At 67.1% G+C, this 26,935-nt stretch carries 26 protein-coding genes and 1 tRNA gene; 8 read left to right on the forward strand and 19 right to left on the reverse strand.

Annotated elements, in window-relative coordinates:
• Window position 1: 1 nt before the first annotated feature.
• Both ACW178_RS15165 and ACW178_RS15170 read right to left on the reverse strand, forming a co-directional pair.
• Window positions 2-616, reverse strand: a complete 615-nt coding sequence (locus ACW178_RS15165; RefSeq protein ID WP_182714242.1) for a ribonuclease D — start codon at window positions 614-616, stop codon at window positions 2-4.
• Window positions 617-729: 113 nt separating this feature from the next.
• Window positions 730-816 (reverse strand) — tRNA-Leu (locus tag ACW178_RS15170).
• 192 nt (window positions 817-1,008) lie between these two features.
• On the opposite strand from ACW178_RS15170, the gene ACW178_RS15175 reads away from it, so the two are divergent.
• Together ACW178_RS15175 and ACW178_RS15180 are read left to right on the forward strand one after the other, a co-directional pair.
• Entirely contained in the window at window positions 1,009-1,869 is an 861-nt protein-coding gene (locus ACW178_RS15175; protein ID WP_287104714.1) for a WecB/TagA/CpsF family glycosyltransferase, read from the forward strand.
• A gap of 105 nt (window positions 1,870-1,974) precedes the next feature.
• Window positions 1,975-3,351, forward strand: a complete 1,377-nt coding sequence (locus ACW178_RS15180; protein ID WP_287104713.1) for an FAD/NAD(P)-binding protein — start codon at window positions 1,975-1,977, stop codon at window positions 3,349-3,351.
• Here the strand turns inward: ACW178_RS15180 and fliE are convergent.
• Genes fliE through ACW178_RS15195 form a run of 3 tightly spaced genes read right to left on the reverse strand, consistent with a single transcriptional unit; the run spans window position 3,332 to window position 4,489 of the window.
• The gene (gene fliE, locus ACW178_RS15185; RefSeq protein WP_054766650.1) at window positions 3,332-3,634 is read right to left on the reverse strand and encodes a flagellar hook-basal body complex protein FliE; all 303 of its coding nucleotides are present in this window, start codon (window positions 3,632-3,634) and stop codon (window positions 3,332-3,334) included. The two genes, ACW178_RS15180 and fliE, sit on opposite strands and share 20 nt — an antisense overlap.
• 11 nt (window positions 3,635-3,645) lie before the next feature.
• Window positions 3,646-4,032: a flagellar basal body rod protein FlgC gene (gene flgC, locus ACW178_RS15190; RefSeq protein WP_054766651.1), complete on the reverse strand. Its 387-nt coding sequence runs from the start codon at window positions 4,030-4,032 to the stop codon at window positions 3,646-3,648.
• Between the two features lie 49 nt (window positions 4,033-4,081).
• A complete protein-coding gene (locus ACW178_RS15195) occupies window positions 4,082-4,489 on the reverse strand; it encodes a flagellar basal body protein (protein ID WP_183215095.1) in 408 nt (135 codons plus the stop codon).
• Between the two features lie 143 nt (window positions 4,490-4,632).
• On the opposite strand from ACW178_RS15195, the gene ACW178_RS15200 reads away from it, so the two are divergent.
• From ACW178_RS15200 to ACW178_RS15210, 3 genes are all read left to right on the forward strand, one after another.
• Window positions 4,633-4,908: a flagellar biosynthetic protein FliO gene (locus ACW178_RS15200; protein ID WP_152950966.1), complete on the forward strand. Its 276-nt coding sequence runs from the start codon at window positions 4,633-4,635 to the stop codon at window positions 4,906-4,908.
• Window positions 4,909-4,976: 68 nt separating this feature from the next.
• Window positions 4,977-5,750, forward strand: a complete 774-nt coding sequence (fliP, locus tag ACW178_RS15205; protein ID WP_183215264.1) for a flagellar type III secretion system pore protein FliP — start codon at window positions 4,977-4,979, stop codon at window positions 5,748-5,750.
• A gap of 113 nt (window positions 5,751-5,863) precedes the next feature.
• The gene (locus tag ACW178_RS15210; protein WP_054766654.1) at window positions 5,864-6,142 is read left to right on the forward strand and encodes an HU family DNA-binding protein; all 279 of its coding nucleotides are present in this window, start codon (window positions 5,864-5,866) and stop codon (window positions 6,140-6,142) included.
• A gap of 36 nt (window positions 6,143-6,178) precedes the next feature.
• On the opposite strand, the gene ACW178_RS15215 is transcribed toward ACW178_RS15210, so the two are convergent.
• Window positions 6,179-9,031 carry a tetratricopeptide repeat protein gene (locus ACW178_RS15215; RefSeq protein ID WP_191558172.1) on the reverse strand — a complete coding sequence of 951 codons (2,853 nt, stop codon included), beginning with the start codon at window positions 9,029-9,031 and terminating at the stop codon, window positions 6,179-6,181.
• A gap of 120 nt (window positions 9,032-9,151) precedes the next feature.
• Here ACW178_RS15215 and ACW178_RS15220 point away from each other — a divergent pair, with 120 nt between their 5' ends.
• Window positions 9,152-9,538 carry a DUF983 domain-containing protein gene (locus ACW178_RS15220; RefSeq protein WP_191558173.1) on the forward strand — a complete coding sequence of 129 codons (387 nt, stop codon included), beginning with the start codon at window positions 9,152-9,154 and terminating at the stop codon, window positions 9,536-9,538.
• Between the two features lie 24 nt (window positions 9,539-9,562).
• Here ACW178_RS15220 and ACW178_RS15225 read toward each other — a convergent pair whose 3' ends face one another.
• The 11 genes from ACW178_RS15225 to ACW178_RS15275 form a co-directional block, all read right to left on the reverse strand.
• Window positions 9,563-9,922, reverse strand: coding sequence for a hypothetical protein (locus ACW178_RS15225; protein WP_287104862.1), 360 nt, complete (start codon window positions 9,920-9,922; stop codon window positions 9,563-9,565).
• Window positions 9,919-11,217 carry a homogentisate 1,2-dioxygenase gene (gene hmgA, locus ACW178_RS15230; protein WP_287104867.1) on the reverse strand — a complete coding sequence of 433 codons (1,299 nt, stop codon included), beginning with the start codon at window positions 11,215-11,217 and terminating at the stop codon, window positions 9,919-9,921. Before hmgA ends, ACW178_RS15225 begins: the two co-directional genes overlap by 4 nt.
• A 73-nt stretch (window positions 11,218-11,290) precedes the next feature.
• On the reverse strand, window positions 11,291-11,551 hold the full coding sequence (locus tag ACW178_RS15235; RefSeq protein ID WP_152950968.1) for a Txe/YoeB family addiction module toxin: 261 nt from the start codon (window positions 11,549-11,551) through the stop codon (window positions 11,291-11,293).
• Window positions 11,548-11,817: a type II toxin-antitoxin system Phd/YefM family antitoxin gene (locus ACW178_RS15240; protein WP_224761054.1), complete on the reverse strand. Its 270-nt coding sequence runs from the start codon at window positions 11,815-11,817 to the stop codon at window positions 11,548-11,550. Before ACW178_RS15240 ends, ACW178_RS15235 begins: the two co-directional genes overlap by 4 nt.
• Before the next feature lie 33 nt (window positions 11,818-11,850).
• Window positions 11,851-13,014 carry an acyl-CoA dehydrogenase family protein gene (locus tag ACW178_RS15245; RefSeq protein WP_492024736.1) on the reverse strand — a complete coding sequence of 388 codons (1,164 nt, stop codon included), beginning with the start codon at window positions 13,012-13,014 and terminating at the stop codon, window positions 11,851-11,853.
• Between the two features lie 98 nt (window positions 13,015-13,112).
• Window positions 13,113-14,897, reverse strand: a complete 1,785-nt coding sequence (locus tag ACW178_RS15250; RefSeq protein ID WP_287106533.1) for an acyl-CoA dehydrogenase C-terminal domain-containing protein — start codon at window positions 14,895-14,897, stop codon at window positions 13,113-13,115.
• 3 nt (window positions 14,898-14,900) lie between these two features.
• The gene (locus tag ACW178_RS15255) at window positions 14,901-15,383 is read right to left on the reverse strand and encodes a MerR family transcriptional regulator (RefSeq protein ID WP_054766660.1); all 483 of its coding nucleotides are present in this window, start codon (window positions 15,381-15,383) and stop codon (window positions 14,901-14,903) included.
• A 180-nt stretch (window positions 15,384-15,563) separates the two neighbouring features.
• Complete coding sequence (locus ACW178_RS15260) at window positions 15,564-15,980, reverse strand: DoxX family protein (protein ID WP_054766661.1); 417 nt, start codon at window positions 15,978-15,980, stop codon at window positions 15,564-15,566.
• A gap of 181 nt (window positions 15,981-16,161) precedes the next feature.
• Window positions 16,162-16,383: a helix-turn-helix domain-containing protein gene (locus tag ACW178_RS15265; RefSeq protein WP_152950972.1), complete on the reverse strand. Its 222-nt coding sequence runs from the start codon at window positions 16,381-16,383 to the stop codon at window positions 16,162-16,164.
• A gap of 8 nt (window positions 16,384-16,391) precedes the next feature.
• Entirely contained in the window at window positions 16,392-16,919 is a 528-nt protein-coding gene (locus tag ACW178_RS15270; protein WP_183215101.1) for a DUF2975 domain-containing protein, read from the reverse strand.
• Window positions 16,920-17,041: 122 nt separating this feature from the next.
• Window positions 17,042-18,484, reverse strand: a complete 1,443-nt coding sequence (locus ACW178_RS15275) for a protein adenylyltransferase SelO family protein (RefSeq protein WP_191558174.1) — start codon at window positions 18,482-18,484, stop codon at window positions 17,042-17,044.
• A gap of 361 nt (window positions 18,485-18,845) precedes the next feature.
• Here ACW178_RS15275 and ACW178_RS15280 point away from each other — a divergent pair, with 361 nt between their 5' ends.
• Window positions 18,846-21,410, forward strand: coding sequence for a TonB-dependent receptor (locus ACW178_RS15280; RefSeq protein WP_492025061.1), 2,565 nt, complete (start codon window positions 18,846-18,848; stop codon window positions 21,408-21,410).
• 157 nt (window positions 21,411-21,567) lie between these two features.
• Window positions 21,568-22,227 carry a hypothetical protein gene (locus ACW178_RS15285; protein WP_191554507.1) on the forward strand — a complete coding sequence of 220 codons (660 nt, stop codon included), beginning with the start codon at window positions 21,568-21,570 and terminating at the stop codon, window positions 22,225-22,227.
• A gap of 220 nt (window positions 22,228-22,447) precedes the next feature.
• On the opposite strand, the gene ACW178_RS15290 is transcribed toward ACW178_RS15285, so the two are convergent.
• Both ACW178_RS15290 and ACW178_RS15295 read right to left on the reverse strand, forming a co-directional pair.
• Window positions 22,448-25,657, reverse strand: a complete 3,210-nt coding sequence (locus ACW178_RS15290; protein WP_191554508.1) for an efflux RND transporter permease subunit — start codon at window positions 25,655-25,657, stop codon at window positions 22,448-22,450.
• 12 nt (window positions 25,658-25,669) lie between these two features.
• Window positions 25,670-26,800 (reverse strand): efflux RND transporter periplasmic adaptor subunit, encoded by a 1,131-nt coding sequence (locus ACW178_RS15295; protein WP_492025062.1) that lies wholly within the window; start codon window positions 26,798-26,800, stop codon window positions 25,670-25,672.
• Window positions 26,801-26,935: the final 135 nt, after the last annotated feature.

Below are 26,935 nucleotides of genomic sequence, written 5' to 3' on the forward strand. Positions count from 1 at the left end.
CTCAGCTGTGGGCGAAAATGTCGACCTCGTCCCATCCGGCGAGATCGAGCGCCGAACGGCTCGGCAGGAAGTCGAAGCAGCGGGCGGCCAGTTCGGCCCGCCCCTCGCGCGCCAGCATCTGATCCAGACGCGCCTTGGCCGCATGCAGATAAAGAACGTCGGAGGCGGCGTAGTCCAGCTGGGCCGGGCTCAGCTCGGCCGCGCCCCAGTCGGACGACTGCTGCGCCTTGGACAGGTCCACCCCGACCAGTTCGCGCACAACGTCCTTCAGACCGTGGCGGTCCGTATAGGTCCGGGCCAGTTTGGAGGCGATCTTGGTGCAATAGACCGGCCGGGTCTCCACCCCCAGGTGCAGCTGGAACATGCCGATGTCGAAGCGACCGAAGTGGAAGATCTTGGTCACGGCCGGGTCGGTCAGCAGCCGCTTCAGGTTCGGACAGTCGTAGGCGGGACGGTTCAGCCGCACCACATGGGCGTTTCCGTCGCCGGACGACAGCTGGACCACGCACAGGGGGTCGCGACGGAAACGCAGGCCCATGGTCTCGGAATCGATGGCGACTTCCGTCCCCAGGTCCAGGTCGTCGGGCAGGTCGCCCTCATGCAGATAAACGGTCATGGACAGGTTCTTACACGGCGAAGGCGCGCGGCGAAACGGCCTCGCGACAGGCATGATGAGGGGCCGGAAACGACGACGGCGCCGTGTCCGAAAACACGGCGCCGTCTGAAAGATGGTGCCCAGAAGAGGACTCGAACCTCCACGGCCGTTAAGCCACTGGCACCTGAAGCCAGCGCGTCTACCAATTCCGCCATCTGGGCCCCGTCGGCAGCGCCTTGCGGCGTTTCCATCGGGAAGGCGCGGACCTCTAAGGGAGGGTCCGGGCGGGGTCAACAGGGATTTTTCATCGGCGGGCGGTTTTATTTTCCAAGCGTCGCCGCAAGGCGGCGTCCAGCCTGCGTTAAGCCTGTTCGCTTACCCCGCCTTGAGGCGAGCCGACCTAGCATCCGCCCATGGCCCAGCCGACCCTGACCCAGACGACGCCCGATCGGCGCGCGGCCGTGCGGCGTCCCTACCGCCGTCAGCGACGGCCGGAGGAGCGGGTGCGCCTCTTGGGCGAGGCGGTCGATCTGGTCCGGCCCGAAGAGGTGCTGCACCATGTTCAGGCGGCGGTGGCAGAGGGCCGCAAGACCCTGATCGCCAACCACAATCTGCACAGCCTGCATCTGATCCAGACCCAGGCGGAGATGCGGGCCTTCTATGACCGCGCCGACCTGATCCAGGTCGATTCGACGCCTCTGATCTGGTTCCTGCGCGCCCTCGGCCTGCCCGGTCGCGGCTTTCACCGATCCACCTATCTGGACTGGCGGGACCATTTCTGGAGCGTCGCCGACCGCCAGGGCTGGCGCGTCATGTCGATCGGCGGGGCGCCCGCCGTCGGCCCGGAGGCGGCCCGGCGCCTGGCCGAACGCTACCCCGGCGCAGAGATTCGCACCCGCCACGGCTTCTTCGACGCCCGCCCCGGATCTGCGGACAACGCCGACCTCCTGGCGGACATCCGCGCCTTCTCGCCCCACATCCTGTTCGTCGGCATGGGCATGCCTCGTCAGGAGTCGTGGATCGCGACCGTGTTCGACGATCTGCCCGCCTGCGTCGTCTTTTCGGTCGGGGCGGCCTTCGACTATGAGGCCGGGGTTCAGAAGTCGGCGCCGCGCTGGATGGGCCGGGTCGGGCTGGAATGGGCCTATCGCCTGCTGCACGATCCCCGGCGCCTGTTTCACCGCTATTGCGTCGAACCGTGGAGCCTGGCGCCTCTGGCCTTGCGTGAACTTGGCGCCGCCTTCGCCCTAAGGCGACGACGCCAAGCGGATTGATCTAAATCCTACTTGGCAGATAGATATTTATCGGCATGATCGACTTCCGCCTCCGCCCGTTCTGTCAGGGTGAAGGGTCGCCCCACGGGCATTACGGGAGCATCGATGTCGCAAGACCATGGACCCAGGGTGGCGATCATCGGCGCCGGCTTCAGCGGCCTGCTGACCGCGATACAGCTCTTGAGGCGGTCGCCCATCGTGCGGGTGACCCTGATCGAGCGGCGCGACGCCTTCGGTCCCGGCGTCGCCTATGACACCGGCAATCCCGGCCATCTGCTGAACGTCCGCCTAGACAATATGAGCGCCTTTCCCGACCGACCCGACCATCTGGCGAACTGGCTGGCGGAACAGCCGTCCTGGCGCGCCCAGGACGGCTTCATCACACGCGGCGTGTACGGCGACTATCTGCGGCATCTGCTGGCCGAGACGCTCGAAGGGAATGCGGACGAGGCGGGGCGAATGACTCTCGTCCAGGGCGAGGCCCAGGCGATCGACCGCCGCGACGGCGGTTGGCGGATCATGGTTGGTGCGGAAGTCATCGCGGCCGATGCGGTGATCCTGGCCCTGGGCAATCTGGAGCCCGCCTCCCCGCCCGGCGTCGATGCGACGGTCCGCGCCTCGGCCGTCTATGTCGAAAACCCGTGGCGTATCGACACGGCTGCGGTCGGAACTGCGCGCAACATCCTTCTGATCGGCTCCGGCCTGACCATGGTGGATGCGGTCCTGACGCTTCGGCGACCGGGACGGCGGTTCACCGCCCTGTCCAGGCACGGCCTCCTGCCCCGCGGCCACGCCACGGTTCCACCGGCGCCCTTCGACGGCGCCTTTTCGGGCGGTCCGTCCGAAGTCCTGTCCCAAGTGCGGCGCGCCGTCCTGACCCACGATTGGCGGGCGGTGTTCGATCGCCTGAGGCACGGCGCCCGCGACCTGTGGCGCGCCTGGACGCCGCAGCAGAAGCGCCGCTTCCTGCGTCATCTTCGTCCCCTCTGGGATGTTCACCGCCACCGGACGGCGCCGGGCGTGACGCGAGAAATCGCCGCCATGCTGGCTGCGGGGGATCTGACGGTGCTGGCGGGCAAGCTGACCGGAGTGGTGCTGGACGACGGTTCGGTCGAGGCCGCCTGGCGGCCGCGCCACCGTCGCCGGCCGATCCGGGACAGGTTCGATCTGGTGATCAACTGCACCGGCCCGCTGGGCGTCATTCAGCACAGCGCCGAGCCGGTGATCCGCAATCTGCTGGCCCAGGGCTACGGTCGGCCCGATCCGATCGGCCTGGGGCTGGAGGTCGATCAGGGCGGGCAGCTGATCGGGGGCGAGGGCGCCCCAACCCCAGACCTTTACGCCATCGGCCCTTTGACCCGCGGCGCCTTTTGGGAAATGACCGCCGTGCCCGATCTGCGAGGGCAGGCGCGGGACTTGGCGGCGGTGGTGGCAGACCGACTGACGAACGCCGACGGCTCGGTCAGATCGGCATGGCCATGATTTCCTTATAGGCCGAGATGACCTGGTCGCGGACGGACATCACCGTCTCCAGCGACGCCTCGGCCGAGCTCAGCGCCGTGACCACGTCGATCAGATTGCCCTGGCCCTGGATCGACTTGGTCATCTGGGTCTCGGCCGCCCGCGTCTGGTCGGCGAGCCCGGTCATGGCGGTCTTGACCAGGTCGGCGAAGCCGTTGTCGCCGGCGGCGGGCGGCTGGGCGGCGACGGGCATGGCCCCGCCCTGGACGGCGGCGTAGGCCTTGGCGGCCATCATCGGGTTCATGGCCTAGTCCCTCAGCGTTTGATGATGTCGAGGGTGCGGCTGTCCATCGACCGCGCCGTCTCGATGACGTTCAGATTGGCCTCATAGGCGCGCTGGGCCTCGCGCATGTCCATGGCCTCGACCAGGGTGTCGACATTGGGCCGCATCACATAGCCCTGGGCGTTGGCCGCCGGATGGGAGGGGTCGTAGTCCATCTTGAAATCGCTGTCGTCGGGCCGGACCTCGGCCAAGGCGACGCCGGTCGCGCCGTCCACCTCTCGCGCCTGAAAGACGGGGATCTGCCGACGATAGGGCTCGCCGCCCGGCGTGCGGGCCGTGGACTGGGCGTTGGCGATGTTCTCGGCGATCACGCGCATGCGCGACTGCTGGGCCTTCAGAGCCGAGGCCGCCACGGCCATGGCGCTGTTCGAGGGGGGGACGGGATCAGGCATGGGTCAGGCCTCCGGTTCAGGCCGCGCCGGGCTTGCGCGCGGCCATGCGGATCATCGACATGGATTTTTGGTAGAAGCCGATGGCGGCGTCATAGGCCATGCGGCTCTCGGCCATCTTCAGCATCTGCTCTTCGACCACCACCGAGTTGCCGTCCAGGGTGGTCTCAGAGTCCGGGGACTTGGACGAATCGAAGCGGGGCGGCGCCACGGCGGGCGCCAGATGGGCCCGGTTGGTCCGCACCATCGGCAATCCGCCGCCGGAGCGCAGGGCCGCGGCGAAGTCGCTGGGCTGTTTCAGGTCGCGGCCGACGAAGCCGGGGGTGTCGGCGTTGGCCACGTTTTCGGCGATGACCTTCTGGCGGGCGTCCAGCCAGCCCAGCCGGCCCTTGATCTGTCCCAGCAGCGGAATGTCGGCGACGCCCATGGCGGTCTCCCGTGCGGCGCAAAAATGCGCAATGGGCAGAAAATGCCGCCTGCATGGTTAATAGGGCGTTATCTCAACGCCTCGTTAACCAGGCTGATTAAGACTTGGGGTCACAGCGCCGACTGCGCCGGGGCCCAAAGCGTATGAACTTCCTCGATCTTGCCCGCGCCGTCTTCGGCCTGGCCTTCACCCTGGGGCTGATCGGCCTGGCGGCCTACGCCGCGCGCCGCTACGCCCCCCAGTTGCTGGCCCGGCTGAACGCCGAACGCGGCGAACGGCGGATGCAGGTGGTCGAGACCCTGGTGCTGGACCCCGCCCGCCGTCTGGTCCTGGTGCGGATCGACGACGAGGAACGGCTGATCCTGCTGGGCGAAGGCCGCGAACTGATCGAGCCGCGCCAGCCGGGGATTTTCAAGTGAAGGACGCAAAACCGCCTTCCACCCGCCGGAGCCGGGAAAAGGTCTTCACGGTTCCCGCCGCCTCCGAACTGAAGCGCGCGGCCTTCTTGTCGCTGATCACCACCCTGGTCTGCCTGGCCTGGCCGATCGCGGCCCTGGCCCAGGAAGCCGCCCAGTCCGGCTCGGCCATCAACATCGACCTGGGCACCGGGGCCGGCCTGACCCAGCGGGTGGTCCAACTGGTCGGACTGATGACCGTGCTGTCCCTGGCGCCGTCGATCGTCATCATGACCACCAGCTTCGTGCGGATCGTCGTGGTCCTGTCCCTGCTGCGCACCGCGCTCGGCATGCAGCAGTCGCCGCCGAACGCCGTTCTGGTGTCCTTGGCCCTGTTCCTGAGCGCCATCGTCATGGCCCCGACCTGGCAGGACGCCTATGATTCGGGCATCCGCCCGCTGCTGGATCAGCAGATGGAACTGCCCCAGGCCTTCGATGCGGCGTCCGAACCTGTGAAAACTTTCATGCTGGCCCAGGTGGACCGTTCGGACCTGGCGCTCTTCACCCGGTTGAGCCGCGTCGAGCCCCCGACCAACCTCCAGGAACTGCCCCTTCGGGTCGTCACACCGGCCTTCATGATCAGCGAGCTGAAGAAGGCTTTCGAAATCGGATTTCTTCTTTTCGTTCCGTTCCTTGTCATCGACCTGGTGGTGGCCAGCGTACTGATGTCCATGGGTATGATGATGCTTCCGCCAGTGGTGGTTTCCTTACCCTTCAAACTGATCTTCTTCGTCCTGGTGGACGGCTGGAGACTGGTCGCCGGGAGCCTGGTGGAGAGCTTCCAGCGGGCGTCCGGAACCGGATAATCCCCGCCCCATAAGGCTTTGCGCCGTTTCACCGCTTGCAAAGCCAAGCGAAATCCGTGTTGATCCCCCGGTCCTCGCCCTGAATCGGGCGACTAACACTGGAAATGTCTCTTATGACCACTCAAGCCGAACTGATCGCCGCCGTCGCCAAGGACGCCGGTGTCTCGCAGGCCGACGCCGGCAAGGTGCTGACCGCCATCGTCGAAAACATCCACGCCAGCCTGAAGGCCGGCGGCGACGTGCGCATCTCGAACCTGGGCGTCTTCGACACCGCCGACCGCGCCGAGCGTGAAGGCCGCAACCCGGCCACGGGCGCGACCATCAAGATCGCCGCCTCCAAGGCCGTGCGCTTCCGCGTCTCCAAGCCGCTGAAGGACGCCGTCAACGGCTAAGACCTTCGGGTCCAGACTGCGGATCTGATCTGCGGATTAACGGGCGGGGGTCGCTGGGCGGCCCCCGCCCGCTTCTTTTCTGAAGTCCTGTTTGGCCGCATTGACCCAGCCGACGAAGGTGTCGGCGTTGGCCGACAGGCCGGCGAAATCGGCCGCGCCCGCCACCCCCGACAGGTCGTCGTCCAAGGCCACGCGAATCGCATTGGCCGAACGCGCCCGGGCGATGAAGGGCGAATACTGACCCCGCAGACGATCCAGGGCCGCGCGGTTTCCATTCAGCGAATAGCCGACCCCGGCCCGAACCAGCCAGCTCTCCTCGGCGGGCGTCAGGGGCACGTCGGTCTGTTTGTGGCGATCGCCCAGACGCGCCTCATACAGGGGGGCGGCGTCCGCCCACTTCTGCTGTTTCCAGAAGACGTCGCCGCGCACTTCGCGCGCGGGCGCGGACTGATCCCGATCCAGAACCTCAAGCGCGTGATCGTAACGCCCCAGGTCCATCAGGGCCCGCGCTTCCAGGGCGCGGCGTTCGCTATTGACGGCGGTCGGCAAGAGGGTGGTGCGCGACCCCCAGATCGCCTGAAGCGCCTTCTCCGGCTGACGGTCCATCAGATAGACGGTGGCCAGATCGGTGGCGACCTGCGCCTTGGCCACGCCTTCGAGCCGCTCGTCCACCTGGTGTTTCAGCAGTTCGGCCGCCTGGTCCAGCAGATCGACGTCGATCAGGCGGCGCGACAGGCGGCGCACCATTTCATCGCCGTCTGCGCCGATCGGCGTCAGCTCGCGGAAGTCATAGAAGAGGGCCAGGGCCTGAACAGGTTGCAGGCCGTCGGCGGCGCCTTCCAGGAACAGGGCGCGGAAAGCCTTGGACTGGTCCGCCTGGATTTCGGCGGCGCCCGGCACGTTCGCCATCCGCTTGCCGGCGCTGCGCAGGGCGTCCAGCGCCTCTCTATAGCGGCCCTGTTGCAGATAGAGGTCCGCCAGTTTGCGGATCACCGCCAGTTCGGTCGCATCGCCGCGCCAGCGCCACTTCAGCAGCTCCAGCTGCTGGGCCGCCTGGTCGGGCGTGAGCGCGCCCTTGTCCAGTTCCAGGCTGATGGCGCCCAGTTTGGCGGGGGTGGCGATGCCGTCCAGCGGGGCGCGCGCCACCGCCTTATAGACCGCCAGCGCCCGCGCCTTGTCGCCCGTCAGATCGAACAGGCGCGCCTGAACGACCCGCGCCGCCAGCTGGTCGGCCGCCGAGGCGTTCTGGCTGAACACATAGTCCAGCAGCTGGCGCGCGGCGGGTAGATCGCCTGTTTCGATCGCCGCCAAGGCGTGGGCGGCGCCGAAGCGGGCGCGCCATTCCTTGGGGAAGTCGTCGATGACCGAGGCCCCGGCGGCGAAGGCGCGGCGCGCCCCCTCCCAGTCGCCTTGTTCGGCGGCGATATAGCCCTGCCAGACCTTGGCGGACGGGTCGTTGGACAGGGCCGCGCCGGCGAAGTCGACCTGAGCCTCCTCCAACCGGCCGACGCCGACGCGGGCGGCGCCGCGCAGGCCACGCACCTCCGGCTCGCCCTGCATATTGGGGGCCTGGGCGATCAGGGCGTTCAGCACCCCGATCGCCTCATAGTTCAGGCCCGAACCGACCAGAAACCGCGACAGGGCCAGACGAGCGCCGATCGGGGCGCGGGGATTGTCCGTCGCGGCCAGACTCTCCTGGGCCGCGGCGTCCTGAAGTCGGCGATAGCGCTCGGAAAAGCCCTCGGTCGTCGCCCATTCCTCAAGGATCAGGCTGGGATGGGACGCCCGTTTCGGCGCGTCGGCCTCACGCTCGCCCGCCTCCAGGGTCGCCGACGGCGGCGAAAGGGTCAGGCCGTTCGGGCGGCTGAGGGTGACCAGATCGCCTGCAGCCTCGATCTTCAGATCGTCGGTCGACGTCTCCACCGCCAGGCCTTGAGCCGTCGGGATCAGGCTGAGGTCGATCGTGCTGCGCGAGCCCGAGAAGCCCTTGCCGGGCGCAAGGGCGGTGACGGCGGCGAACCGGTCGCCGACGAGGGGATCGGTCAGCCAGACCGTCTTGGTGGCTCCCGCCATCCGGGCCACCAGGGCGTCGGAGCCGTCGTCTGCGCGGTCCACCTCCACGCCCGAGGCGCCGGTCGGCGGCCCGCCGATGGTCACGGTCCAGGTCCCGCCCTGCCCGTCCGCCGCAACCGCCAGCCCCTCCGGCGCCGCGATGCGGACGGCGGTGTAGTCGCCGCCGGCGGCCCAGCGCGCGTCCTTGGCGGGCCCCAGCGCCTTGGCGCCGGCCATATCCATCTTGGCGGCGGCGTCGAAGACGACCCAGACCGCCTCGCCCCGGCGGAAGACGGCGGCGCCGACCGGCGCGCCCCACTGGAAGGTCAGAACCGTCTTCTCGTCGCTGGAGACGGCGCGAACCGGCACGACGGCGTTGATCTTGGCCCCGGTCTCTTCCGCCGGCGTCTCCGGCGCCTTGCCCGGCGCATAGAGGTTCAGCCAGACGGCGCCGTCGGCCACGCCGGAACGGGCGTCGGCGCCCTCGGCCAGGGTGATGACCAGGTCGGTCGCCCCGCCGCGCGCCATTCGGGTCTCGACCGCCTTGACCCCCTGCGGCGGATCGACGCGCAGACGCGAAATGTCAGGGGCGGCCGAGACGCCCAGGCGGACGATGACCTTGTCGGCCTCACGCCGCACCTGGCTGCGCACGCCGATGACGCCGGCGAATTCGACGCGGGTGAACTCGCTGGATTGGCCGATGCTGATCGACAGGGGATCGCTGGAGCGGCCGGCCTCCTGGGCCAGGGGCGCAAGCGGCGCAAAGGCGACCGCCCCGGCCGCGGCGGCGGCCACGGTCGTCTTCAGCAGGCGCTTGCTGTGCGGGGTCCCGGACATATCGGCCCAGCCATGCCGCAAAAGCTCTTTAATCGCGGTTAACCGACGTTCACCCGCGATTCCACGAATGGGACGGTTCGCCCACGCGACAGGCCGGGCGATCTGGCGCATCATGGGGCCATGACCGATTATCCCCGCCTCAGCACCCTGAAGACCGGCCTGGGCTGCAAATGCCCGCGCTGCGGCCAGGGTCCCCTGTTCAAAGGGTATCTGACCCTGCGCGAAGCCTGTCCGAACTGTGGGCTCAGCTACGGCTTTGCGGACCCTGCGGACGGCCCGGCCTTCTTCGTCATGTCGGCGGTCGGCCTGGTCGGCATGATCCTGTTGATGGTCATCGACTTCACGATGAAGCCGCCCGTCTGGGTTCACGCGGTCGTCACCCTGCCGATCCTGATCGCGCTTTGCCTGGGCTGTCTGCGGCCGTTCAAGGCCTGGCTGGTGGCGGAACAGTATGTGCACAAGGCCGCCCCGCCGGAATTCTCCAGCAACGGCAAGCACGGGGATTGAGAGCGGGGCGCAGCCCCTGCTCCCTCAGTCGATGCAGAGGGTCGCGCCCGCCTTGCCGTCCTCGACCGGCGTGTTGCAGCCGAAGCGGTCGCTGGTCGCCTGACAGACGCCGGTCGCGGCGGTTCCGGGCGCGATCCCGCTGTTGCCCTCGATCCGGCAGTCGCCCTGGCACTGGTCGCCGTCGGTGCAGCGCTTGCCGGCGTCGGCGTAGTTGATCACGCATTGCCAGGATTGCAGCCGGCCGACCTGTTTCAGCGTCCCGCCGCGCGCGGCGCAGGCCGAGGCGTCGGCGCTCTGCATCGGGGCGTCCGAGCCCGCCGTGGTCTGCGGGGTGCAGGCGGCCGCCAGAAGGGCGGCGGCGGCGAGAAGGGGGATACGGATCATTCGACCTGTCCTTTGGCGAAGCCCGACCAGACGTCGTCGTAGTCGAGCTGCATCTGCGGCGATTCCGACGCCCATTTCGTGACCCGGATCGGCGCCCGGGTCTCGAACATGAAGGCCAGGGTGTCAGTGATCTTGTGCGGCTGAAGGTCCGCATTGATCGCGCCTTCATAGCTGGCCTGGTCCGGGCCGTGGCCGCTCATCCGGTTGTGCAGGCTGGCGCCGCCCGGCGCAAATCCGCCCGCCTTGGCGTCATAGGCGCCGGTCACCAGGCCCATGAACTCGCTCATGACGTTGCGGTGGAACCAGGGCGGGCGGAAGGTGTGTTCGGCGACCATCCAGCGCGGCGGGAAGATGACGAAGTCGATATTGGCCGTGCCCGGCGTCTCGGACGGGCTGGTCAGGACGGTGAAGATCGACGGATCGGGGTGGTCGTAGCTGACCGTGTTGATCGTGTTGAACCGCGCCGTGTCATAGCGGCAGGGCGCCAGATTGCCGTGCCAGGCTGCGACGTCCAGCGGGCTGTGGTCGAAGGTCGTGGCCCACAGGCGGCCGCCGTATTTCTGGACGCACTGGGTCGGGCGATCCACGTCCTCATAGGCCGCGACCGGGGTTTCGAAGTCGCGCGGATTGGCCAGGCCGTTTGCGCCGATCGGCCCCAGGTCCGGCAGACGGAAGGGACTGCCGTAGTTTTCGCAGACATAGCCCCGAACGGGACCTTCGATCTCGACGCGGAAGCGGACGCCGCGCGGGATCAGGACGATGTGGCCAGGCTGGGCCTCGATCACCCCCATCTCGGTGACGAACCGGTGCGAGCCCTGTTGGGGCACGATCAGCAGTTCGCCGTCGGCGTCGTAGAAGACGCGGTCGGTCATCGACCGGTTGGCGACATAGAGGTGGACGCCCGCCCCGGCTCCGGCGTCGGGATCGCCCGCGCCGCCGTAGGTGACCAGACCCTCGACCCAGTCGGTCGCGGTCTCGGGGATCGGCAGCGGGTCCCAACGCATGCGGTTGGGGTTGGGCGGGGTCTCGTCAAACGGGCCGGAGCGGACCCGCCCCTGGTCGAAGGCCACATAGGGGCCGTGCTGGGCCGAGGGACGCAGACGGTACAGCCAGCTGCGCCGGTTCTCCGCGCGCGGTGCGGTGAAGGCCGTGCCGGACAGCTGTTCGGCATAGAGGCCCATCGGCGTCTTCTGCGGCGAGTTCTGGCCCTGCGGCAGGGCGCCGGGCGCGGCCTCGGTCGCGAAATGATTGCCGAAGCCGGTCAGATAGGCGGGCGCGTTGGATCGCGTCGTCATGTGCATGTCTCCCTTGGCGGGAGGTTTAGAAGGTTCAACGGCGGCCGTCATCCGCCCGTCGACCGCCTCTCTTTCATTTGGCGTAATGGTACCGGCATTGCGCGATCAGAAGGGCGTCTTCCGTTGGGCGATAAACCAGTCGATGCTCCTGATCGATGCGCCGCGACCACCAGCCGGACAACTCGCCCTTCAGCGGTTCAGGCTTGCCGGTTCCCGAAAACGGCGTGCGCAGGCATTCGCGGATCAGGCCGTTGATCTTTTTCAGCTGCTTCGTGTCGGTGGATTGCCAATAGAGATAATCCTCCCAGGCCGCTTCCTGAAACGTCAGCCTCATTCAATCAGGTCGCGCGGCTGACCGCCGCCGGCGTCCAGCTCGGCGACGGCCTTGCGCAGGCGTTCGGCGTTCGCCGGGCTGCGCAGCAGATAGTCCGTCTCCTGCCAGGAGGCGAAGTCCTCCAGCGACATCAGCACCGCCGCAGGCTTGCCGCCATCGCGCGTGATGATGGTGTAGTCATGGTCCGCCGTCACCCGGTCGATGGCCGACGCGAGGTTCTTGCGAAGTTCGGTGACGGACATGGCCTTCATAGCGATAATGTACATATTTACGTACATTATCGCTAGCCTTTTACGTGGTCAGAGCGTCCGCGCGATCAAGAGTTTCATGATCTCGTTGGTCCCGCCGTAGATCCGCTGGACCCGGGCGTCCTTGTACAGCTGGGCGATCGGATATTCGTTCATATAGCCGTTTCCGCCGTGCAGCTGCAGCATCTCGTCGATGGTCTCGCCCTGGATGTCGGTGACCCAGTATTTGGCCATGGAGGCCGTGGCGGCGTCCAGCTGGCCCTTCAGGTGCAGGCCGATGCAGTGGTCGACGAAGACCTTGGCGACGGTCAGCTTGGTCTTGACCTCGGCCAGTTTGAACTGGGTGTTCTGGAAGTCGATGACGCGCTTTCCAAACGCCTTGCGCTCCTTGACGTAGGCCAGGGTGGCCTCCAGCCCGCGCTCGGCGGCGGCGACGCCCTGGACGGCGATGTTCAGCCGTTCCTGGGGCAGTTGCTGCATCAGCTGGACGAAGCCCTGGCCCTCGACCCCGCCGATGACGTTGTCGCCGGGGACCTTCACGTCGTTGAAGAACAGTTCGGAGGTGTCGTTCCCCTCCATGCCGATCTTGTGCAGGTTCCGGCCGCGTTCGAAGCCTTCCGCCCCGTCCGTCTCGACCACGATCAGGGACGTGCCCTTGGCGCCCTCGGCCGGGTCGGTCTTGGCCACCACGATGATGAAGTTGGCCAGCTGGCCGTTGGTGATGAAGGTCTTGGAGCCGTTGACGACATAGCCGTTGCCGCTCTTGATCGCCGTGGTCTTGACCCCTTGCAGGTCCGAGCCCGCGCCCGGTTCGGTCATGGCGATGGCGCCGACCAGTTCGCCGGAGGCCAGACGCGGCAGCCAGCGCTTCTTCTGCTCCTCGGTGCCGTAGTGCCAGATGTAGGGGGCGACGATGGCGTTGTGCAGGCTGATGCCGAAATGGTCCGCGCCCTTCCAGCCCAGCTGACGCATCAGCACCACCTCATGCCGATAGTCGCCGCCCATGCCGCCGTCTTCTTCCGGCATGGACAGGCCCAGAAGGCCGTCGGCGCCGGCCTGGCTCCACAGGGCGCGCGGCACGCTGGAGTCGGCGATCCACTGCTGCACCTTCTCCGGCGGCGCGTGCTCGTCGATCCATTTGCCGACGCTGTCGGAGAAGAGGGTGATCTCTTCTTCACGCATGAAATCAGGGTCTGGGCTGCCCAGCACGTTCATCGGTTTTGTCCCTGTGGTGCGAGGGCTTCGCGCCCTTCTGGTTGGAAAGAAAGACGGGCCGGCGAAGTCAGCCGGCCCGTTCCATCGTCAGTCTAGTGTCAGAACGCCTCGACCGGCATGGCCATCAGCACGTCCGCGCCGGTCTTCATCTTCTTCAGATGGGCTTCGGCGTCGGGCAGGATGCGCTCGACGAAGTAGCGGCCGGTCTGCAGCTTGGCGGCGTAATAGGGGTCGGTCGAGCCGGCCTCGATCTGGGCCTGGGCGACCTTGGCCATCTGCGCCCACATATAGGCGAGCGCCGTCAGGCCAAAGACGTTCAGATAGTCGGTCGAGGCGGCGCCGGCGTTGTCCGGATTGGCCATGCCGTTCTGCATCAACCACATGGTGCCTTCCTGCAGCTTGGCCTTGGCGTCGGCCAGACCGTCGACGAAGGGCTTGATCGCCTCATTGCCGCTGTTCTCGGCCACGAAGGCGTCGATCTCGCCGAACCAGGTCATGATCGCGCGGCCGCCGTTGGCCGGTAGCTTGCGGCCGACCAAATCCAGCGCCTGGATGCCGTTGGCGCCCTCGTAGATCATGGTAATGCGCGCATCCCGCAGATACTGCGAGGCGGGGAAGTGTTCAGTGTAGCCCGAACCGCCATGGACCTGCATGGCCAGCGAGGCGACATGGAAGCCCTTGTCGGTCAGATAGGCCTTCAGCACGGGGGTCAGCAGGCCCATGTAATCCTTGGCCTTGGTCGCCACGGCCTCGTCTTCCGACTTCTCCAGATCGGCGTGAAGCGCGGTCCACAGGATGAAGGCCTGGCCGCCTTCGACGAAGGCGCGGGCCTCCAGCAGCATGCGGCGCACGTCGGGGTGGACGATGATCGGGTCGGCGGGGCCGTCCGGGTTCTTCGGTCCGGTCAGGCTGCGGCCCTGCAGGCGGTCCTTGGCGAACTCGACGGCGGCCTGATAGGCGGCGGTGCCGATGGCCAGGCCTTGCAGGCCGGTGCCCAGGCGCGCCTCGTTCATGACCACGAACATATTGTTCATGCCGCGCCCTTCCTCGCCCAGCAGCCAGCCCTTGGCGCCGTCATATTGCATGACGCAGGTGGCGTTGCCGTGGATGCCCATCTTTTCTTCCAGGCCCACGCACTGCAGCGTGTTGCGCTCGCCCAGAGAACCGTCGTCATTCACCAGATATTTGGGCACCACGAACAGCGACAGGCCCTTGATGCCCGGAACTGCGCCTTCGATCCGCGCCAGGACGGTGTGGATGATGTTGTCCGAGAAGTCGTGCTCGCCCGCCGAGATCCAGATTTTCTGGCCGGTGATGGAGAAGCTGCCGTCGTCGTTGCGCACGGCCTTGGTGCGGACCATGCCCAGATCCGTGCCGCACTGGGGCTCGGTCAGGTTCATCGTGCCGGACCATTCGCCCGACACCATCTTGGGCAGGTATTTCGCCTTGATCTCGTCCGAGGCGCTGGCGTGGATGCCGGCATAGGCCGAGGCGGTCAGGCCCGGATACATGGAGAAGGCCGCCGAGGCGCCGGCGGTCATCTGACCGAAGGCCGAGGCGACGATCGAGGGCATGCCTTGGCCGCCGTAGGCCGGATCGGCGGCCAACGCCATCCAGCCGGCTTCCGACATGGCCTTATAGGCTTCCTTCCAGCCCTTGGGACCGGTCACGACGCCGCCCTCGGACCAGTGGCAGCCTTCCTTGTCGCCGGGGTTGTTGATCGGGGCGATGACCTCGTCGGCGAACTTGGCGCCTTCCTCCAGGATCTGGTTGACCAGGTCCGACGACACGTCCTGGAAGCCAGGTTGGTTCGTGTACCGGTCGATCTCCAGCACCTCGTTGAGGATGAAGGTGAAATCGCGGACGGGCGACTTGTAGGCCATGGATCAGGCTCTCGCTTTGAAGGGGTGGTGGTGGTCTTGGTTGAGACGCGCGCGCAGCAGCTTCTCGTAATCTTCGGCGCCGGGCAGCAGGTCGGGACGGTGCTCGCTCAGCTTGGATTCCATCCAAGCGCAGGCGTCCTCCGCCGTCTGGATGGCGCCTTCGATGTCTTCCAACTGCTGTTTCAAGGCCGCGATCTGGGCGCGGTGACGCCGCAGGGCCACGGCCATCTGGTGGACGTTGTGATCCTTGCGGTCGTACAGATCCAGCATCTCCTGGATCTCCTGCAGGGTGAAGCCGATGCGGCGCCCCCGCAGGATCAGCTTCAGACGTGCGCGGTCGCGGGCGTCATAAACGCGGGTCTGACCCTTGCGTGCAGGGGTCAGCAGACCCTTGTCCTCATAGAAGCGCAGCGCCCGCGCCGTGGCGTCGAACTCGCGGCACAGCTGGCGAATGGAATAGGTGCGATGGTCGTCGGCGGTAGCCATGAAGGCACCATAACTTGACGTGCGCGTAAAGGAAAGAGTTTACGTGCGCGTAAGGGTAAGCTTTTCGTCGCCACCCCTCCCTCGCGGCGCGCCAGGCAAAGAAAAGCCCGGAGCCTGGGGAAGGCTCCGGGCGCGACACACCGGGGCGGAGGGGGAGAGGCCCCGGCGATCGATCCTGTTTCAGGCGCGCCGCCGTCCCAAGAGGACGGGAACGGTGAGCGCCAGGAGAATGAGGTTCACCACCGCCAGGCCGATGTCGCGGCTCAGGGCGTGGACCATCAGCATGGTCGCCTCCATCACGATCAGTCCGGCCGAGGCGCTCAGCAACAGAGGGCGACCCACGCGCCAGGAGATCAGCGGCGCCAGAACGCTCAGGCCCAGCGCCATCTCCACCAAGCCCAGTCCACGCACCATGTTTTCCGGCGCGACCGCAGGCCAGCCCATCAGGGCGATCAGATTGGTCATCGGCTCGGTCAGCTTGGCGTAACCGGCGGCGATGAAGAACATCGCGATCCAGCCCTGGAAGGTCCACAGTGTTACGTTCTTGTAGACGGAGCGGGTGCGCGACTGGGCGACGGGCAGAGTGGTGGAGGTCATCGGGGAGCGCCTGATTGGTAACAGTTGCGAGATCGGATCGAGCAACTCCGTTCGCAAGGGGTATGTAGCGCAGCCGATGCATTTTGTCATCGCCGGATGACATCAGTTGATGACATCGGCTGATGACTTATTGTTTCTGTGACATCCACGCTACAGGCGACCCGTCGCCCTTCCCTGAGGATCACCCCTCTTCCGACTGAGGTCCCGGTGTCTGGACGATCAGATCGCCCGGCTGGCAGTCCAGCTCTCTACAAAGGGCGTCCAGGGTGGAGAAGCGCACGGCGCGGGCCTTGCCGGTCTTCAGGATCGACAGATTGGCCATCGTCACCCCGACGCGGTCGGACAGTTCGGTCAAGGACATGCGGCGCTCCAGCAGCAGCCGGTCCAGTTGGATCATGATCATGGCGCGCCTCAGACCGTCGCCAGCTGTTCGTCGCGCATGGCCGAGCCCTGGCGAAACACCTCGGCCAGGATGAAGACGACCAGAATGCCCAGCCACGATCCTAGGCTGAAGTCATAGTCGGAAACCGACTCCCCCATGACGTGCGGCGCCACAAGAGCCAGCATCAAGGCGGTGAGCTGGATACCCATCAGGCCCAGCCCCACGCCCTGCAGCCGCTTGACGTTGGCGAACTCGAAGGCGTCGCCCTGATTGACCGAAAGCAGGATGCGGCGCAGTCGGTTGATGATCCACCAAGTGAAGCCGCAGGCCAGGAAGGCGCCGAGCAGGGTCAACCGCTCCGGCCAGTGCAGGTCGCGCGCGTCGCTGCTGTCGAGGTCCCTCATTCCGTCGACGAACCCCGCAGCAAAATCGGGCGATATGATGCTGGCGGCCAAGCAGATCGCCATGATCCCGGTGGCCAGCATGACGAAGACGTTGGCGAACCCCAGGCACCAGCGCAGGGCGCTTGAGATAGAGTATTTTCCGATCAGTCTCATGTCGAACAGCCCTTTCTTCGGCGCGCCCTCCGCAGCGCCTTAGTGACTATCGATATGGTTTCATCGATAAACAGGCAAGAAAATTATCGATAAACGAGATGACGATTTTGTAAGGTTCTGCATCAAGCGGTGAAGGCCCAGGCGAGGCGCGCCGCCTCCAGCCGGGCCAGCTTGGCCCGGAAGGGCGCCCAGTCGTCGGCGGCGTCGATGGCGGCCCAGATCGCCTCGACCTCGTCGATCAGCATTTCTTCGGGCTCGCGCGCGGCGAACATCGGATGCTCCAGCCGTTCGATCCGGTCGGGCTCGTGCTCCATCAGGGCGAAGCGGAACGCGTCGAAGGCCTCGCCCTGATAGAGCTTTGCGCGCGGTCCCGACAAGGCGCGCGCGGCCGAGGCGAAGCCGCCGAACCAGTCGAAGAACAGCGGCTCCCAGCGAAGCCCCTCCCCGCCTTCGCGCAGCAGGGCCAGGGCCGTGTCGACCAGCCGTTGGTCAGCCGCCTCGCCCAGGCTCAGCACGCCGAACCGCATGAGAAAGGCCGCACGCAATTCGCGGATATAGGCGGAGCCGAAGCCGTTCAGGGCGTCGGTCAGGGGCTCGACCTCGGCGACCAGCTTCAGGCATCCGGCCAACTGGGTCAGGTTCCAGAACACCGCCTCCGGCTGGCGGGCGAAGGCGTAAAGGCCGGTCTGGTCGAAATAGGCGGCGGTGAAGCCCGGCTGATAGGACGGCAGGAAGCGCCAGGGGCCATAGTCGAAACTCTCGCCCGTGACGTTCAGATTGTCGGTGTTGAGCACCCCGTGGACGAAACCCGCCGCGATCCAGCGCGCGGTCAGTCTGGCCGAGGCCTCGACGACGGCGCGCAGCAGGCCGGGCGCGTCCCCTGCCGCGACCTGTGGGTGATACAGGCTGCGGACGTGCGCGATCAGCGCTTCGATCTGATCGACCCGCCCCAGATAGGCCGCCCGCTGGAAGGTTCCGAACCGGATATGGGAGTGCGACAGCCGCACCAGGACCGCCGAACGGGTCGGCGACGGCTCGTCGCCCCGCTCCAGCGCCTCGCCGGTCTCGATCAAGGAGAAGGCGCGGCTGGTCGGAACCCCCAGGGCCTCCAGCATCGCGGCCGCCAGAACCTCGCGCACCCCGCCTTTCAAGGTCAACCGACCGTCGCCGCCGCGCGACCAGGGCGTCTGGCCCGATCCCTTGGTTCCCAGATCCAGCAGACGGGGCCGCGCGCCGCGCCGCGCAGCCGTCGCCTGCGGCGTCTCCCACATCTGGGCCGCCAGAAAGCCGCGCCCGTCGCCCAGGTCGGGGTTGTAGTGACGGAACTGATGGCCGTGATAGCGCATCGCCAACGGCCCCGGCTGGCCCGGCAGGGGTTCGAACCGGCCGAAGGCGGCGATCCATTCGGCCTCGCTCAGGCTGTCCAGCCCCACCTCGGCGGCGGCGCGCTGATTGCGGAAACGCAAATCGGCCTTGGGAAAGCGCGCGGCCTCCACAGCGTCGGCGAAGTCCGGCCCCAGATTGAAAAAGACGGGAGCGGGGCGGTAGTCGGCGTGGACGGGCATGGCGGTCAGTTGCGCCCGCCTGGACGCTTTCGCAAGGCGCGGACTCGTCGCTGATCGGCTGAAGACTGACCTAGCGTCAAAATTTTCTGTCTCTTCCGTGTCACAGAAGGGCCGAACTAGGGCGAAAAATGGTCGCGGGTATCAGCGCTCGCTTGTCGTTCGGCGGGAAGCAGGCTTAGCCTCACCTTACTGAACGCGCCTCCACGCAGAGGCGCGTCGATTGGGAAATAGGAAACGCTTCGGTCGCCCCGCGACCGAGCTTCAGAGCCGGGAGGACGCTTCGTTGCGCCACACTAACCGCTACCTCAGAACCACCGTGTCCGCCGCCGTGGTCGGCGCCGCCGCCTTCGGCTTCGCCGGCATGGCCGCCGCCCAAGAGGCGCCGGCGACCGTGGATGACATCATCGTCACCGCCCAGAAGCGCGAACAGAGCCTGCAGGACGTGCCGATCGTGGTCACCACCCTGTCGCAGGAGGTGCTGGACGGCGCGGGCGTGCAGGACATCAAGGATCTGCAGATCCTGACCCCCGGCATGACCGTCACCTCGACCCAGTCGGAAGCCTCGACCACCGTCCGTATCCGCGGCGCCGGCACCGTGGGCGACAACCCCGGTCTGGAAAGCTCGGTCGGCGTGGTCATCGACGGCGTCTATCGTTCGCGCAACTCGGTCGGCTTCGGAGACCTGGGCGAACTGAGCCGCATCGAGGTGCTGAAGGGGCCGCAAGGCACCCTGTTCGGCAAGAACACCTCGGCCGGCGTCATCAACATCATCACCGAACGTCCGTCGTTCGACCCGTCGATCTCGGCCGAACTGACCGCCGGCAACTACGGCGCCGTCGGCGGCTCCGTCTCGGTGACCGGCGGCCTGACCGATCAGATCGCCGGCCGCCTGTTCGTCGCCCATCGCGAGCGCGACGGCTTCTATGACGTCAATCTGGGCGACGGCCCCCGCACCCTGACGGAAGACAACACCCAGGACTACTGGACCGGCCGTGGCCAGCTGCTGATCCTGCCCAGCGACGAGGTATCGATCCGCCTGATCGCCGACTACACCAAGCGCGACGAATACTGCTGCGCCGCCGTTCAGACCCGCGTCGGCCCGACCCAGGCCTTCATCGCCGCCCTGACCGCGCCGAACGGCCCCGGCCAGCGTCCGCCGGTCGCCGGCTTCGGCACGGTGCCCTTCAGCCGCACCGCCTATTCGAACCGCGAGACCCCGCAAGAGATCGAGGACATGGGTCTGTCGGCGGAGGCCACCATCGACCTGCCCAGCCTGAACGCCACCCTGACGTCCCAGACCTCGTGGCGCGACTGGTCGTTCCAGCAGGGGATGGACGTGGACTACACCGGCGCCGACATCCTGTACCGCGCCAATGACGGCTCCAACGGCTATGGGGTCGGCAACCTGACCCAGGAACTGCGCCTGGCCGGGACGACGGACAAGTTCGACTGGCTGGTCGGCCTGTTCGCCACCAAGGAAGAGGTCTATCGCGACGACAGCTATGTCTACGGTGCCGACTACAACGCCTTCGCCTCCCTGCTGCTGACGGCCTCCCTTCCCGCCTCCGTGGGCGGCCCCAGCCCCAGCCGCCTGGGCTGTTTCACCAATCCCCAGGGCTTCCTGGTCGGCACGGCCGGTCCGGCCGCCGGACAGCCGCTCTGCGTGATCGGCGCCGTGCCGCCCAGCGCCGCCGCCCCGACCTTCGGCACGGGCAAGGCCTATGAGGACCACTATTCGCAGAAGTCCGAATCGGTCGCCGTCTTCACCAACAACACCTATCGGGTGACGGAGGCGTTCGAGATCAACCTGGGCCTGCGCTACACCTATGACAGCAAGCGTCTGCTGGGCCTCCAGGACAATCTGGGGACCAACGGCGCGGCCTGCGGCGGCGCCCTGGCCAACAACCTGGCGCCCACCCTGCCTGCGTCTCCGATCCCCGGGACCGTCAATACGAGAACGCCGGCGGCGGCCCTCGGCCTGCTCTGCCTGCCTTGGTCCAACCCGCAGTACGACAACCGCCGCATCCAGGAGAAGTTCAGCGACACCGACCTGAGCGGCACGGTGAAGGCCTCCTACCGCCTGAACCCCTCGGTCATGGGCTATGTCTCCTACGCCCGCGGCTACAAGGGCGCCGGCTACAATATGGACCGGGTGCAGACGGGGGTGACGCCCGACGCCTCGCTCTTCTTCGAGGCCGAGACGGTCGACAGCTATGAGGCCGGTCTGAAGACGACCCTGTTCAACCGCACCATGCTGTTGAACATCACCTACTTCGACCAGAAGTTCGAAAACTTCCAGTTGAACACCTTCCTGGGCACCGCCTTCGTGGTGGAATCCATCCCGGAACTGACCTCGCGCGGCGTCGACGCCGACATGGTCTGGTTCACCCCGATTGAGGGCCTGTCCTTCCAGGGCGGCGTCACCTACACCGACGCCAAGTACGGCGACTTCACCGGCGCCGATCTGTCGAACCCGGCGCGCTTCCCGCAGCTGTCGCTGCTGCCGGGCGCCCGCGCCTCCTTCGCTCCGGAATGGTCGCTGACCGGCGCCCTGGCCTTCGACCGCTCGCTGGGCGGCGGCCTGCGCGGCGGCTTCAACCTGTCGGCCAAATATTCGACCGAGTACAACACCGGCTCGGACCTGCTGCCGTACAAGAACCAGGAGGCCTTCACCGTCGTGAACGGCCGCATCACCATCGGTTCGGAAGACGAGCGCTGGACCGTGGATGTCTGGGGTCAGAACCTGCTGGAGGAGGAGTACACCCAGGTGGCCTTCGCCGCCCCGCTGCAGGGCACGGCCTTCACCAACACCACCACGCCCCAGGCGGACGGCACCTACTATAACATCGCCACCGACACGGCGACCTACAACGCCTATCTGGGCGCCCCGCGCACCTGGGGCGTGACGCTGAAGGTCAAATACTGATCGTCTGAACCGCCGCGGCACCTAGCGGCTGACAGGGCGGAACGACGAAGGCCCGACCGGGAGACCGGTCGGGCCTTTTTCTTGGGCCTTTCACGAGATCGTAGAAGTTTCCGCCCCATCTACCGACGGCTGTTCACTGCCCGAAGAAGCTCGCCGCATGAGAACCGACACCTTAGCCCCGCTCTCACGCCGAACCGTTCTTGCGGTTTTGAGCGGCGGCCTGGCCGGTTGTTTCCAGCGGGACAGGGTCCCGTCAGGCGATGAACTGGGGATGCGGTTTCGCCTGACCTTGGAAGTGTTTGTGGATGGTCGACCCGTCCGCGGCAGTTCGATCCGCCAGTTCAAGTATTTCAACGACCCCGGTTGGTTTCCGTCAGACGGAGCCGGTCAGTCGTCCTGGCAGGGCGACGCCACACCGCTTGCTCTGCCGGGCGCCGCCTATCTGTTCGCCATGCTCGAGGGCTATGTGATCGTGCGTGGCCTTCGTGAGCGGTCCCACGGTCCGTGGACGCCCTACGACGTAGTTCTGAGCCGTCTCGGCAAGCGCGCCGTCACCCAGAGCGATTATGAAGCCCTATCAGCGGCCGAGCGCCAGAACGTCGTCAGCCCCGCTCAGGCGCGGGCGCTGGTAGGGACGCAGCCGATCGTGCTGGCATTGGGACGAACTGCCGATCCTCGCCCTGTTCAGGACGCCCCACGTGCCGGGCAGCGGATTGATCCTCCTGCCCGAGGAACTGCCGAAGCAAATCCCCAGTCTGACCTGGGGGCGATGCACGGTCCAAGTCACCGACGACCCGCTCGACGTCGGTCAGGTTGAGAAGATCTTGCCGTGGACGACCCAAAGGGGACGCGGCGCTTACTCACCCAACGGCATCGGATTTTCAGCGCCGTCATTTTCGAGGAATTGGTAGATGGACAAGGCCGATATGCCCGCCCGCGCTCGGCATCGCCCGCTACCCGGACCTGTGGCCCAGCTCTGACCGGCTCAGGCCCGGCCAAAGCCGTCACCCACGGCCTGCGCCGAAAGCGACAGTCGCTCAGCCGGCCGGGCCTTCTTGGGCAGTCGCCGGCTCCTCATGCCCATGCTGCCCGTGGGTCAGACGGCTCAACCGGCTTTCCATGCGACGCTTCAGGCCGTCGATCAGGCTGAAGACCACCGGCACGAACATCAGCGACAGGGCGGTGGAGGTGATCAGCCCCCCGATCACGGCGATGGCCATCGGCGAGCGGAAGGCGGTGCCTTCCCCGAACGCGGCGGCGATCGGCAGCATGCCCAGGCCCATGGCCATGGTCGTCATGATGATCGGCCGCGCCCGCTTGTGGGCGGCGTCCATCAGGGCGTCGTGGCGGTTCATCCCCTTCTCCATCGCCATGATGGCGTAATCGACCAGCAGGATGGAGTTCTTGGCCGCGATCCCGGTCAGCATGATGATGCCGATCAGGGCCGGCATCGACAGCGACTTGCCCGTCACCAGCAGCAGGAAGAAGGCGCCGCCGAACGACACCGGTAGCGCCGCCAGGATGGTGATCGGGTGGAAGAAGCTTTTGAACAGCAGGACCAGCACGACATACATCAGCAGGATGCCTGTGATGATGGCGAAGGCGAAGCCCGTGCCCAGCTCCTGGAAGCTTTCCGCGTCGCCGGACGGCTGTTGGCTGACGCCCTGGGGCAGAGTCTTGATCGAAGGCAGGGCGTTCACCGCCTCGGTCGCCTGGCTGAGCGTCAGGCCGGTGAGTTCGGCGGTGATGTTGGCGACGCGCAGTCGGTCCAGACGGTTGATCTGGTTCGGCCCGGCGCCGAAGGTGATGTCGGCCACCGCCGACAGTGGGACGGTGGCGCCCGAGGCGGTCGGCACGCGCAGATTCTCCAGCACCCCCAGGTCCGAGCGGGCGTCCTCCTTCAGCATGACGCGAATCGGCACCTGACGGTCGCCCAGGTTGAACTTGGCCAGCAGCTGATCGGCGTCGCCCAGGGTGGCGACGCGCGCCACCTGGCTGATGTCCTGGGTGGACACCCCCTGCAGGGCGGCGACGTCCGCCCGCGGCGTGACCAGGATTTCGGGCCGCACCAGAGAGGCGGAGGAGACGACGTTCGACAGGCCGGAGATGTTGCGCATCTCCCGCTCCACCTTGGCGGCCGCCGGCTCTAGGACGTCGGGATCGTCGCCGACCAGGGCGATGGTCAGGAGGCTGGAGCCCCCGCCTCCGCCCGAGGCGCCGAACTGGACGCGGGCGCCCGGCACCTGACGCAGGGTCGGCCCCATGTCGCGCTCAAACGCCTGTTGGCTCAGCTTGCGGTCCCAGCGTCCAACTAGGTTGACGGTCAGATTGGCGCTGCGCACCTCGCCTGATGATCCGCCGCCGCCGGGCCCGAAGCTGGTGGTGGCCGAGCCGATCGAGGAATAGACCGACTCGACTTCCGGCCGCTTCATCAGTTCGCGATTGATCCGCTGCACGGCCGCGTCCGTCTCGGACAGGGTCGTGCCGGGCGGGAACTGAACCGTCACGGTGGAACGCGAAATATCCTCGACCGGAATGAACTCGCCCGGCAGGCGGCTGGCCATGAAGATGGACAGGAAGAAGAACAGCACGCCCATGCCCAGAACCCAGACGCGGTGATCGAACATCCGGTCCGCCACCTTGCGGCGGAACCAGCCGGCCTGCGGATGATGCTCGGCCCGGCGTTTGCGCCAGTCGTCGCCGAGCGCCCAGTTCAGGGCCTTCAGATAGGGTCCCATCCAGAAGGGATCGCCGTGTTCCTTGCCCTGGTCGCGCTTCAGCAGATAGGCGCCCATCAGGGGCGTCAGGGTTCGCGCCACCAACAGGGAGAAGAGCACGCTGACGCAGGTGGCGATGGCGAAGCTCTTGAAGAACTGACCCACGATGCCCGGCATGAAGCCGGTCGGGGCGAAGACCGCCACCAGGGTCGCCGTCGTGGCCATGACCGCCAGGCCGATCTCGTCCGCCGCCTCGATCGCCGCCGGATAGGGCGGCTTGCCGTCGCGGATGTGTCGGACGATGTTTTCGATCTCCACGATGGCGTCATCGACCAGGATGCCGATGGTCAGGGAGAGGGCCAGCAGGGTCACCACGTTCAGCGACTGATTGGTCAGATCCATGACCCAGAAGGTCGGGATCAGCGACAGCGGCATGGCGACCGCCGCAATCAGGGTCGCCCGCCAGTCCCGCAGGAAGATGAAGACCACGGCGATGGCCAGAAGGGCGCCCAGCACCAGGGTCTCGACCGAGGCGTGGAAGTTGTTGACGACGTCTTCAGTGGTGTTGGCGACCTCTTCGAAGGTCACATCCGCGCGTTCGGCGTCCAGCTTGGCCAGTTCGGCCTTGACCCGGTCATAGACGTCCACCTCGGAGGAGCCGATGGCGCGCGAGACGCCGAAGCCGACCACCTCCTGGCCGTTGAACCGGGCGCGGCCGCGCGGTTCGGACCATTCGTCAGTGACTTCGCCCAGGTCGCCCAGGCGCACGCTGCGGCTGCCGATCGGAATCAGAGTCTCGCGCAGCTGTTCGACCGACTGGGCCGAGCCGACGGTGCGGATGGCCTGTTCTTCGCCGGCGATCTCGCCGCGCCCGCCGGGCAGGTTGATGTTGGAGGCGCGCAGCTGGTTCGACACCTGGGCCGCCGTCACGCCCGAGGCGGCGAGACGCGCCGGGTCCAGCTTGATGCGGATTTCGCGGCTGACGCCGCCGTCGCGGCTGATCTGGCTGACGCCGCGCACCGACAGCAGGCGTTTGGCCACCGTATTGTCGACGAACCAGCTCAGCTCCTCGGGGCTCATGCCCGGCGCCCGCACGACGAAGTTGGCGAAGGGGATGGCGGTGAATTCGATGCGCTGGACGATCGGCTCCTGAACGTCCGCCGGCAGGTTCTGGCGAATGCCGCTGACGGCGTTGCGCACGTCATTGGTGACCTTCTCCAGGTTCACCCCCAGCTGGAACTCGATCGAGGTGGTCGACACCCCCTCATTGACCACCGAGGTGATGTGTTTGACCGAACCCAGGCCCGCCACGGCGTCCTCGACCAGGCGCGTGACCTGGGTCTCCATCTCCGTCGGCGCGGCGCCGGACTGGATCACGGTGACGGCCACGACCGGCAGGTCGACGTCGGGGAAGTTGTTGGTGCGGAGCTTGAAATAGCTCATCGTCCCAGCGATCGTCAGGACGACGAACAAGAGGACGATCGGGATCGGATTCCGGATCGACCAGGACGAGATGTTCTGAAAACCCATCGGTCCGGTCCCTTAGCGCGCGGCTTGGCCGGCAGGAGCCGGAGCGGCGGCGGCCGGAGCCGCAGTCGCGGGGGCCACCGTCACATGGTCGCCCTCGCCCAGGAAGCCGGCGCCCTGGACCACCACGCGCTGGCCGGCCTGAAGGCCCTGAACGGCCACCTGATCGCCTGTGCGCGCGCCCGTGGTCACGGGAGCGAAGCGAACCGCCTCGCCCTGGCCGATCACATAGACGCCCGGCTTGCCTTCGCGATAGACGATCGCCGCCCCTGGCACGACCAGGGCCGGCTGGTCGCCGACGGCGATCTCGGCGCGGGCGAACATGCCCGGACGCAGTTGCGCCGCCGGGGCCAGAGAGATGCGCGCCAGACCCAGTCGGGTGGCGGGATCGACTTGCGGCGTGACGATCCGCACCGTGCCGGTCGTGGGCGCCGCCTCGCTGGAGGTCACGGTCGCCGACTGACCGGCGCGAACCAGGGCCAGCTCGGTCTCGGGCACCTGGGCGTCCAGCTCCAGCCGACCGTCGCGCACCATGCGGAACAGCTCGGTCCCGGCGGCGATGATCTGGCCCTTGGTCACGCTGCGGCTGGTGATCAGACCGGCGACGGGCGCGCGGATGGTGGCCTGGCTGAGGCGGGTCTGGGTTTCCGACAGGGCGGCGCGGGCGGCCGCCAGATTGGCGTTGGAGCTGCGCTGATTGGCCAGGGCCGTGTCCAGGGACGCCTGGCTGAGGAAGCCCCGCTCCTTCAGCTGCTGGGCGCGCGTCAGGGCCGCATCGTCGCGGGCGACGTTGGCCTCGGCCTGCTGCACCTGGGCCTGCTGCTGACGCAGCTGGGCGCGCAGCAGGACGTCGTTCATCTGCACCAGGGGCTGGCCCTGACGGACGTAGGAGCCTTCGTCCACATAGACGGCGACGGCCGTCAGGCCGCCGGTCTCGGCCGCCACCGGCACCTCCTCCCAGGCCGAAACCGAGCCCGAGGCGCTGACGGTGCGGCTGAGGTTGATCGAAGCCACCGTGGCGGCCGTGACGGTCTGGCGCGCGCCGGCGGTCGTGTCGGCCTTCTTCTCCTCGCCTCCCCCGCCGCAACTCGCCAAGAAGGCCGACAGGGCGACGGCGCAGAGGGCGGCAGCGGTTCGGGTCGTCATGGACACGGGGGAGTTCCTCGGTTTCAGGCGAAGCGGATCGCCGGCTCGCGCCGGTCGGGAAGGTGCTTGGCTAATACCCCGTCCGCGCCTCCGCCTCAAACCCGGACGAGCAACATTGCAGAGGTGTAATCTACG

It is taken from the genome of Brevundimonas sp. AVps4 (assembly GCF_058681525.1).